The organism is Vibrio sp. Makdt (assembly GCF_027587015.1).
Lineage (GTDB): Bacteria > Pseudomonadota > Gammaproteobacteria > Enterobacterales > Vibrionaceae > Vibrio > Vibrio chagasii_B.
Window position 1 is genome coordinate 115,171 of record NZ_JAPPTH010000016.1, and the last position, 9,317, is coordinate 124,487.

Annotated in this window: 11 protein-coding genes; all 11 read right to left on the bottom strand. The window is 42.9% G+C overall.

Annotation, left to right across the window (positions count from 1 at the left end):
* The 11 genes from tadF to OH460_RS18850 are packed head-to-tail and all read right to left on the bottom strand — an operon-like array spanning nt 1 to nt 9,301.
* Nucleotides 1–585, bottom strand: coding sequence for a tight adherence pilus pseudopilin TadF (gene tadF / locus OH460_RS18800; RefSeq protein ID WP_269999129.1), 585 nt, complete (start codon nt 583–585; stop codon nt 1–3).
* Nucleotides 575–1,111 carry a TadE/TadG family type IV pilus assembly protein gene (locus OH460_RS18805; protein ID WP_269999130.1) on the bottom strand — a complete coding sequence of 179 codons (537 nt, stop codon included), beginning with the start codon at nt 1,109–1,111 and terminating at the stop codon, nt 575–577. Before OH460_RS18805 ends, tadF begins: the two co-directional genes overlap by 11 nt.
* Entirely contained in the window at nt 1,108–2,235 is a 1,128-nt protein-coding gene (locus tag OH460_RS18810; protein WP_408743892.1) for a tetratricopeptide repeat protein, read from the bottom strand. Before OH460_RS18810 ends, OH460_RS18805 begins: the two co-directional genes overlap by 4 nt.
* Nucleotides 2,235–3,101, bottom strand: a complete 867-nt coding sequence (locus OH460_RS18815; RefSeq protein ID WP_269999131.1) for a type II secretion system F family protein — start codon at nt 3,099–3,101, stop codon at nt 2,235–2,237. The genes OH460_RS18810 and OH460_RS18815 overlap by 1 nt, the downstream gene beginning before the upstream one ends.
* Entirely contained in the window at nt 3,101–4,015 is a 915-nt protein-coding gene (locus tag OH460_RS18820; RefSeq protein WP_269999132.1) for a type II secretion system F family protein, read from the bottom strand. The genes OH460_RS18815 and OH460_RS18820 overlap by 1 nt, the downstream gene beginning before the upstream one ends.
* A complete protein-coding gene (locus tag OH460_RS18825) occupies nt 4,012–5,277 on the bottom strand; it encodes a CpaF family protein (protein ID WP_061016693.1) in 1,266 nt (421 codons plus the stop codon). The genes OH460_RS18820 and OH460_RS18825 overlap by 4 nt, the downstream gene beginning before the upstream one ends.
* A complete protein-coding gene (locus OH460_RS18830; RefSeq protein ID WP_060980417.1) occupies nt 5,274–6,467 on the bottom strand; it encodes an AAA family ATPase in 1,194 nt (397 codons plus the stop codon). Before OH460_RS18830 ends, OH460_RS18825 begins: the two co-directional genes overlap by 4 nt.
* Before the next feature lie 2 nt (nt 6,468–6,469).
* Complete coding sequence (locus OH460_RS18835) at nt 6,470–6,931, bottom strand: ATPase (RefSeq protein WP_269999133.1); 462 nt, start codon at nt 6,929–6,931, stop codon at nt 6,470–6,472.
* Nucleotides 6,931–8,256: a type II and III secretion system protein family protein gene (locus OH460_RS18840; RefSeq protein WP_061032341.1), complete on the bottom strand. Its 1,326-nt coding sequence runs from the start codon at nt 8,254–8,256 to the stop codon at nt 6,931–6,933. Before OH460_RS18840 ends, OH460_RS18835 begins: the two co-directional genes overlap by 1 nt.
* 1 nt (nt 8,257) lies before the next feature.
* The gene (locus OH460_RS18845) at nt 8,258–9,034 is read right to left on the bottom strand and encodes a hypothetical protein (protein ID WP_061032340.1); all 777 of its coding nucleotides are present in this window, start codon (nt 9,032–9,034) and stop codon (nt 8,258–8,260) included.
* A 54-nt stretch (nt 9,035–9,088) separates the two neighbouring features.
* On the bottom strand, nt 9,089–9,301 hold the full coding sequence (locus tag OH460_RS18850) for a Flp family type IVb pilin (RefSeq protein ID WP_061032339.1): 213 nt from the start codon (nt 9,299–9,301) through the stop codon (nt 9,089–9,091).
* Nucleotides 9,302–9,317 lie beyond the last annotated feature (16 nt).

Sequence of the window (9,317 nt, forward strand, 5' to 3'; positions counted from 1 at the left end):
TTAAACCCTCGCAAATGAATAAGAAGAGCTCACAAGACGGAAAACCTCACCGTTCGCAATACCAATCAAGTTTGTTGGGATCTCGTAGCACAATGAAACCTGATACATGGGTAGCCTGCGCCCTCGAGAAGTGACGGGAAGCATTTCAATCGCTTTTTGTTTGGTGATATCGCTCATGTCAGGAAAATCACAACCTTGTATATTTCCTTTGGTTAACGTCTTTTGAACCCTTCGGTAGTTCACTTTACCTCCAGAAACCGCAGTTTCTTCGAGCCTTATCTCATCAATGCGCATTCCGAATTTGGTTTTGTCAAAGTTCGGAATCATCCGCTTCATCGAAGCCGACGCAATTGCAAAGGCGTTGTGTTCTGTTTTCCTGCAATCACCTGCGCAAATGTCCATGTTGGCGTTAAATAACTGCTTACGCTCTGCGAAAATCGTGGTCATTGAGTATGTGGCTCTGTCCAATTGGCCTTTCTTGTTAATCGCTAGCATGTGGTTCACTACAACTAAGAAAATGCCAGAAGCAAAGACAAGCACCATCGCCAGTTCAACCGCAAACGATCCTTTTTGTTTAACTTGCACAACCTGCCCCCTGACCAATTTTGAAAGAGCATCTTTCATACTCTTGGATCGTAATAACTTCACGCTTTATTGGCATATCAGGGAACCAGATAGACACAATGGGATCGTAGGTGTATTCCAATGCGTAAACTGCAAGTGCCATGTCTTCTGGTTCATCTTTCTTATCCGGGCACTTGTCTGCAGAGGCATAGGCGTCAGTGCATTTCAGAAAACCTTCGTAGTCTCGGAAATAGTTCACATGAATGATGACGCTGCCCTCTTTAACGACGTTACTCCATAACGCTCCACCGGCTTTGTTCAACTCATCTTTGATCATTTGCCCGTAGTTAATGGATTGGCTACTACTTGAGTCACCCGCTTTTTTGGTTCGCATCACTGCCGTCGTTAATGCGTGGTCAGTCATACTCATTGAAAACGTCAAAATACAGATCTCAACCCATCCGAAGACAATCGCGAGGAAAATTGGAATACCCATAGCGACTTCAACCGTCAATGCACCCTTTTGCTTACGTTTAAAAGACCTCATAAGCGGACATACCTTTTCTTGGTGTAATCAACAACAAACGCTCCTTTGATATCTATGCTATTGAGAAACGCCTTGGCTTCATCCAGGTCATTGAAATCACCTATGCAGTAACGCTTCCACAGCCCATGTGTATAGGAATAGACGGAGCCATAGTTTGTTTTCAAATAATTCAAAAAGTCTGAAGGAATCGCAGTGTACGTTGCCAAAACTTGTACGCGATAAATAGGCTTTGCGTTTGGTTTAAGTTTTCTAGGATCAAGCACCGAACCGTCCACACTGTGTTTGGACGCTTGAAAGTCTTTGGTAGCATCAAGCTTGCTCACACGTGATGTTGGGGCAACAAAGCCACCTGAATTAGCTTGAGAGCCAATAAGCTGTTGCTCCATCTCTATTGTTGACTGTGTCACGGTCTTGTTCCCTCCGCTTTTAGATATTGACCTCATTAGCGCCTTGAGTTGCTTACGCGCTTGTTCATCACTATTTGAATGTTTCAAAACCTCGAGTGCGATATCTGGCCTTTGAGATTTAACTGAAGAAAGAATCAAGTTAGAGCTCACTCTTTGATCATTCGGATTCGAAAGATATAGGTCATATAAAATGTCCGTCGCGCCTAAATAATCAGCCTGCATTATTTTCACCACGGCAATGTTATTACCGGCCTCTCTATCAGATGCACCTTGTTTACGACTCTCTTCAAAGTGTTCGATGGCTTGGACAAACTGCTTCTGCTGAGCCAGAATTTTTCCGGTTAAAAGTTGATACTCATATTCGGTACCACCTTCGTCGCGGTATTTATTTAGCTCTTCTAGCGCGCGTTCAAAGTTCTTTTTCTGATAGTAAATACGAGCATTAGTTAGTATGTATTCCGGGTCATCAAGGTTGCTCTCGCTATAGGTATTGCGATATAGCTCCGCCGACTTGATATCCTTTAGGTCTAAATACAGGTTAACGAGTTTTACTTTATATATAGGGTCAGACTGTATGTTTGCTTTGTAGAACTCGATAAGTTTCTGCGAATCGCCGGCCCCTATGAGTAGTTGTTCTTTGGTCTCAAGTTGATTATTCACGGTTGTACAACCAGAGAGTAAAGCGAAGAGCACAGTGATAAATAAATACTTTTTAATCACATCAACATCCTTAAAATACCTGGGGCAGCAATGAGAACAACAATAGGAACCATGATAAAAGCGATCAGAGGGATGGACATTTTTGCCCCCATCTTCCCAATTCTTTCTTCCAGATCCATCATGTTCAATTCTCTGATATCAGTCGCTAGCGTTGCCAGTACAGGGCCTACAGATGAACCAAACTGCAAGCTCTGCACCATGGTCATCACAAAGCTTTGCGATTCACTGGTTGGTACAAGGTCGTAAAACTCCTCTAGCGCCTTTTCCAAGCCAACAAGACGTGAGCGTTCCATCGTAACTCGAACGACGTGCGCAAGGTTGCTATCAACCGAATGAAGTTCCTTAGCTAAGTATTCCAGGCTCGATTCGATAGTCATCCCGGTATGAACACACACATTCATCAGGTCGAGTAAAAAAGGCAATCTCGAACTAATGTGTTTGATATTGGCTTTACCCCGAGCAGATACATAAGTATCGGGCGCAATAACAAACGCTAATAACGCGCCCAATAAATACAACAAAGAAAACAGTACTTCGGTTTCTCCGCTATAAAAATCAAAGCCAATAAGAATCAAGCAGATACTAAAAGGAACAATTTTAAGTAGGTAATAAGCATCAGCGAGAAAGTCACTATAAAAACCCGCAGCCACTAACTTGCGTTTAGTTTCATCTTTATTAAAACTGATTCGAGATAATATCGATTTAAATAAGTCGGTTCGTTTCTTCTCTTCGCGTGTCGAACCAATGATCTTTCGGGTTTCAATATTTGCTCTGGTGTTGTCCCAAAATCGCAAGCAGTACGTGGCAAGCACCATTGAAACTATAAATATCGCCCCCCAAATGCCCAGGGTTTTCATGTCCATTAGTTAACACCTCGCAATATCAGCCAAATGCAAAAGAACCCGAGCAACTCACTTACTAGAACGTAATAAAAAATCGGCTGACCAGCTTCTTCGAACATAACGAAGCTGTAGTTCTCTGGGCTAGTGAACTTTAAAATGATCAGGAATATTACCGGTAAGCAGGCAATAATTTTTGCCGATGCGCGCGCTTCAGAGGTCAACGCATTCTTTTTCTTCTCTACCGCCCTCGAATCAAACATGAGTCGGTTAATTTTGTTGATCACATCTTTTAGCTGACCACCTCGTGCTAGGTTGATACGGATTGTTGAAGCGAAGAAAAAATATTCTAAATAAGGGAATGTATTGCTGCTTCGTTCCAGTACGTCGTCAGGGTCCTCGCCTATCAGTAAGCGTTCGGCCATAAATTTGAACTCTTTCCCTACCTCGTTATCAAGTTGCTTACCAACATATTCAAATGCATGGATAATGCTTTGCCCAGAAGATATCGCCCCACTCAAAATGTTTAAGGCATCAGGAAAGTTGGTTTTAAACCGGTCCATCTGTCTCTGCTTGAGCTTGTTATAAAAAACGAAGAACAAAACGGGCTCAGCGATCATCAGGCAAACAAGGTAATCCTGTCTTAAGAAGAACTCATTGATGGCATACACCGCTGACGCAGAAACACAGACAAACAAAATGAGCTTCAGCGACATATTAGGCTGAAATACCTTGACTATCTTCTTGTAGCTTTTCCGGAATCTGGCTTTGTAGCTCTCTTCAAACTGCTGAGAATCAATAACAGATCGAACGCCCTTTACCCCTTCGAATTCAGCCTCCATCTCGATCAAGCTACTCAACTTTTTGTTTTGACGAGAGCGATGAATAAGGAAGTAGATCAGAAACGCGCTCCATGACGCAATCAGAATGAATGTCATGAGAAGATCTCCCTGACCGCTTGCTCTAGCCCGAAAAACTTAGCACGTTCATAAATGACAGAGCGGGTAGATAAGCCAGGCGTTCTAAACTCACCGACCATTTTCCCATCTTTAAAATCGGAGCTCGCCTCGTAACGAAAAATATCTTCCATCACTACGCTATCCCCTTCCATGCCGATAATTTCCGAAATATACATCACCTTACGGCTGCCATCATGAAGACGCTTTACCTGAACAATAAGGTCTACTGCACTCACGATGGTTCTGCGTATTGCAGATATCGGCAGGCTCGCGGTTGCCATCATCACCATGCTTTCAGTACGAGCAATCGCGTCGCGTGGCGTATTGGCGTGCAATGTCGACATAGACCCATCATGGCCGGTATTCATTGCTTGAAGCATCTCGAACGCTTCTCCGCCACGACACTCGCCCACAATGATTCTGTCTGGGCGCATACGAAGAGCGTTGATCACGAGATCGCGCGCAGTAATTTCTCCCGTACCTTCAACACTGGCTTGTCGAGTTTCAAGCCTAACGATATGCGGTTTTTGCAGTTGCAATTCGGCAGCATCCTCTATGGTAACGATACGCTCGCCCTCACCAATGAACCCTGACAATGCATTGAGTAGCGTTGTTTTACCTGAACCTGTACCACCAGAGATCAATATGTTGCACTTGCAGTGACTGGCGATCGACAATAACTTTGCCATCTCAACAGACATAGCACCAAACTCTGCAAGATTCTCGAGCTTAATTTTCTGCTCTTTGAACTTACGAATAGAAATGGAAGTACCATCAATCGCCAGCGGAGGTATTACGATGTTGACACGGCTGCCATCCATTAAACGTGCGTCACAAAGTGGCTTAGATTCATCAATACGACGCCCTACGTTAGAGGCGATCCGCTTAGCTATAGTGTTTAACTGCTTTTCGTTAACAAATTGAATCGGCGACTGTTCTACCTTGCCATTGATTTCAATGAAAATATCCGAAGGCCCATTGATCATAATATCCGAGATGTCATCGTTATCGACCAAGGCTTGCAGTGGTCCCAAGCCTTTCAGTTCATCAAGCAATGCCTTAACCAAATCAACCCGTTTCAAGGAGCTGACTTGCAACTGCTTCTTATCGATCAAGATATTCACAGAGTCTTTTAGCTGCTCTTCGAGCTCTTGATTACTGATTTCGACGAGTGTCGCCGCATCCAACGCATCGAAAATTTCATCGCGAAGTTGAATGTAGATTTCTTTTAATTGATTCATTTTCTAAACAAACTAAAGCGTGATTTAGGTTTAATTTTCTTACCCGTCAATGTCGCGACCATACTCAGCACAGCGGACGAGGACTTGGATTTAAGCAACTCATTGATACCTTGCTGGACCACCATCTTCTCGAGCGACGGTTCATACATGAAGTCAATGCTGTCTTTGGCTTTGATCCGCTCTTTAGCGCTAGCAAGCGTCACCATAAAGTCCTTTGCTGGCCTATTTAAATTGAAAATGATTTGGTGTTCAGATTTACCTATCTTTTTCTTCAAAGAGTTATAGGAGCGCAATGAAGACACCGACGGTTCACAAACAATAAAGATGCGATGGTACTTATCTGACAATTCCTGATCATGCATCTCTTCGTAACAAGACAGCGGCGCTGAATCGATAATAAAGTTATATTGATCAATCAGTTGATTAGAAAGGTTGTAAAGCGTTGACGCGTGATCAGAGAGACACGCGACGTTCTTCTCTAACACCAAATAATCAAGCTTGTCTTTCACCGGATGTACGTAGGTCTTGGCGATGGCACTGTCGATATCAATTTGATTCAAATCGATACTGTTGTGTTTTGCTTTTAAACCTTTCACACCGATATAAATGTCGCTATTCAAAGCCCCTGAGTCATGATCGACCAAAAGCGTTTTTAAATTCGCTTGTTCAGCCAAAGAGTGAGCCAAGACAGAACTAACACACGAAACACCAATTCCACCCTTTGTTCCGAGTACTAAAATACGCTTAGCTACACGCGTTTTTTTAACGGTGCTTTCCCCCTCTTGCGTCGACTTAATTGCCGCAAGTAACGCATCAAGTTCAGAATCCCACAGCACATATGTCGCACCTAAAGCGTGCACTTGGTTACGCAGCTTTATTGAGTCAACATCACATAGAACGAGTAAAGAGATGTTCACATCCAGTCGAACCGAAATCTCAGAGACTTGCTCTATTACGTTTGGTGCACTACGAAGGTCCAATACAACATGGTTCAACTTGATGTTTGACTGATTCCAAGCGCCGTCCAAATCAATATCGGTCACTTCAAGAGGTTTAGGAAAGCCTTCGATTGCGTAAAGATCTTGGATCGATTCAGTTAACGTGCTGTCGTCAGAAACAACCAAGTCTGTCGCTTGAACCGACGATTTCATTTTCGACGACGAGTTACGAAATAAAATATCTAAGTCCATCGCTACTTCGCCTTTTTGATTGGGTTAACCAAACTAATATTGCGGTTGTGCTCAACACTACAGCCAAATTGGTAGTCTTCACGTTTCGAAAACACCATCACGCCACAGTCACTGCTTTTAATGCGGACGTATCGCCCTATGATCAGGATATTTTTCTGCTGATCGTCAGCGGCAAGTTCAACTTTGTATCTGTCTTTGGCAATCGACTCTGATTTAAACCTGTCTCGAAACTTAGCCACGAACTCACTCGCATCTGGTTTGTATTTGACGTAGAACGTTGACTTAGGCTCTCTTGCATTAAGCTCTCGAATAAAAGCCAAAGAGCGTGACATTGAATCTTCGCTGCTCGTCGTATCAAACTCGAAGCGTTCTTCTAGCTGCTCAATAACACTGGTGTTCGTGCTATCAACATGTGTACAAGCTGAGGCAAGCAGTGCTAGTAGAGTAATAGCGATCCATTTCATCAGTTGAACCCTCCTTGGTTAATTGTGTTTTCTAGCTCTGGCTCATCAAGTTCAGAAAGGTCGATTCTCAGGAGTCGTTCAAGGTCGCTGGTACGCCTAAAGCTCGGCAGCTTGACCTGCTCTTGCTCAACTGGATCGACTAAATTAACCGTAGCGACGATAATGAGTTCAGTTTTAGAGCGGTTAGTAGAGGTGTGACTAAACAGTGCACCCAAGATTGGGATGTCACCCAAAATTGGAATCTTGGTTAACGATTCGCGCTCTTCTGATGTCAGTAATCCAGCGAGTACAAAGCTTTGGCCATCTTTCAAATGGACCGTGGTTTGGGCTCTTCTGGTGCGTAACGAAGGCACGGAAATAAGCCCTGTTGTGGTCTTGTTTGATTCATCAATTGAGCTCACTTCAGGTATCAAGGTTAAGCGGATGTTCTCTGTATCCGTGACCTTCGCCACCATCGCCAATTTAACACCATACTCTTTATAGGAGATGGTAATACCGTCTTCGTCTCGCACCGCGATTGGGATTTCGCCACCCGCAAGGAAGCTAGCCTGTTCGCCAGAAATAACGGATAGATTTGGCTCTGCCAGTACGCGCCCAATCTTGTCATCACCGCTCGCAGAAATAACAGCAACAATATCTTGAGCAGTAAAGTCGAGCAGCTTATTAACAAAAGTACCTGGCTCACCGCTGTCACTATAAGTCACACCCAATTCGGTTAAAAATGAACTCGAGACTTCCGCAACCGTTAGTTTTACGTTGATCTGCTCGGTAGTAAGCACTTTCAAGTTATTAATCACTTGGTCGTAGTTATATTGTGCGGTGTACTCGAGTTCGTCTAGCGCTTCGCCGTCTCCATCTTTGAGTTCGTAAGCGGCACGACGACGTTCTTTATTAAGCATTTCACCAACAAGGCGATTAATCTTCTGTTTAATCTCTTCGCTGCCAACAATGCCATCGAGTACCACTTGATCACCGACATTGGAAACCACTACGTTTTCATCAGGGAATCGCGCGATTAGCGTCTGCTTTAGTAGCCTTAAGCTTTGATTCACCACCAATTCAGCATTGTAAATTTCGTTTCCTCCACGATCATAAACAATCACTGAGGTAGTGCCTTGGCCAACGCCATAAACGACAACCTTGTTTTCATCAATAATTTTATAGTCAGCGATCTCTTGGTTCGCTACAAATACTGTCGATATCTGTCTCTTTAAATTAATGGTCTTCGCCGCACCTTGATCTAAGTTCATTAATTCAGATGCGAGCAATGGGCAAGAGAGAATTGCAGACAATAGCAAGGCTATATGTTGTTTGTTTAAATTCATGTTAGTCCTTACCACGTAGTTCTCTGACACCAAACTGTGTTTCTAATAAGTCACTACTGCGAATAGATAAATAACGGTTTTCAATTTCTGAAGGAATGATATTTACATCCCCAATTTTTTGAGCCATTTCGAGTTTCAATACACTGCGCATATTTAGAGCAATAACCAAGCTGTATTTTTTATCTTCAGCATCTTGTGAGTCGGTATCTTCGCTACCTTTAATCACCTGTAATACTCGCGCTCCACTAATAATGACTCGACTGACCAAATCACCGATGTCTCCATATCCACTCTCTACGAGGTTTGATTTTGAAGATGTAGTAGAAACAAAGCTCACTTTATCGCCAGGAGTGAGGGTCGATGTTTGTACAACCCCAATGCCCGTTACTTCATAAAAATAAGGTAATTCACCATCATTAAGCGACAGATACATATAATCTCGGTCGCCCGGGTTTGAAATCATCTCTTGTGTTAAATAAGTACCTTCCCTAATGTCTTCTTTAAAAAGAGCCCCAGGTTGAACAACGATGTCTTTTTCTAAGGTATAGTAATAGCCGTCTAAGTCCGATATATGGACAAACTTCTTCTCGTAAAAATTGGGAGTCAAGGGTTGAGAGCGTTTGATCTCTTTTTGAGCGACTAAAATACTCACTTTGGGTTCTTCTTTTTTCTGGACTTGTTGTGGCTCTTCGTCCGATGAAATATAGTTGCTGTTGATATATATCAATGTTGAAAAAATAGAGAAAGCGATAAGAAGGAGAATGATAATTCTGTTCATATTAAGCCTAAAATAGGGGCCAAAGCCCCTTAATATATTATTCTTAGTGGCCGTTTATTTGCCTGTAGTCGCAGTAGTCAAGTTGGTTGTAACCTTGGTCAAGGCACCAGTAATTGCATTTTTAAGCGCATCAGTTTGAAATGCAGCAAGTACTAAAGCTGACATTACAACAGCAATAATTGCATATTCCACCGCAGTAACACCGCGAATATCATCTTCGAACTTCATTTTTAGTTCGGCTAATTTTGCTAAAGTTTTGTAGTACATAGTAATCCTCTAAAAA

Coding starts and splice junctions, on each gene's coding strand:
- OH460_RS18840 (WP_061032341.1), bottom strand. CDS start 8,256: ATGAATTTAAACAAACAACATATAGCCTTGCTATTGTCTGCAATTCTC.
- OH460_RS18820 (WP_269999132.1), bottom strand. CDS start 4,015: ATGACATTCATTCTGATTGCGTCATGGAGCGCGTTTCTGATCTACTTC.
- OH460_RS18805 (WP_269999130.1), bottom strand. CDS start 1,111: ATGAGGTCTTTTAAACGTAAGCAAAAGGGTGCATTGACGGTTGAAGTC.
- OH460_RS18850 (WP_061032339.1), bottom strand. CDS start 9,301: ATGTACTACAAAACTTTAGCAAAATTAGCCGAACTAAAAATGAAGTTC.
- OH460_RS18825 (WP_061016693.1), bottom strand. CDS start 5,277: ATGAATCAATTAAAAGAAATCTACATTCAACTTCGCGATGAAATTTTC.
- OH460_RS18830 (WP_060980417.1), bottom strand. CDS start 6,467: ATGGACTTAGATATTTTATTTCGTAACTCGTCGTCGAAAATGAAATCG.
- OH460_RS18845 (WP_061032340.1), bottom strand. CDS start 9,034: ATGAACAGAATTATCATTCTCCTTCTTATCGCTTTCTCTATTTTTTCA.
- OH460_RS18815 (WP_269999131.1), bottom strand. CDS start 3,101: ATGGACATGAAAACCCTGGGCATTTGGGGGGCGATATTTATAGTTTCA.
- OH460_RS18835 (WP_269999133.1), bottom strand. CDS start 6,931: ATGAAATGGATCGCTATTACTCTACTAGCACTGCTTGCCTCAGCTTGT.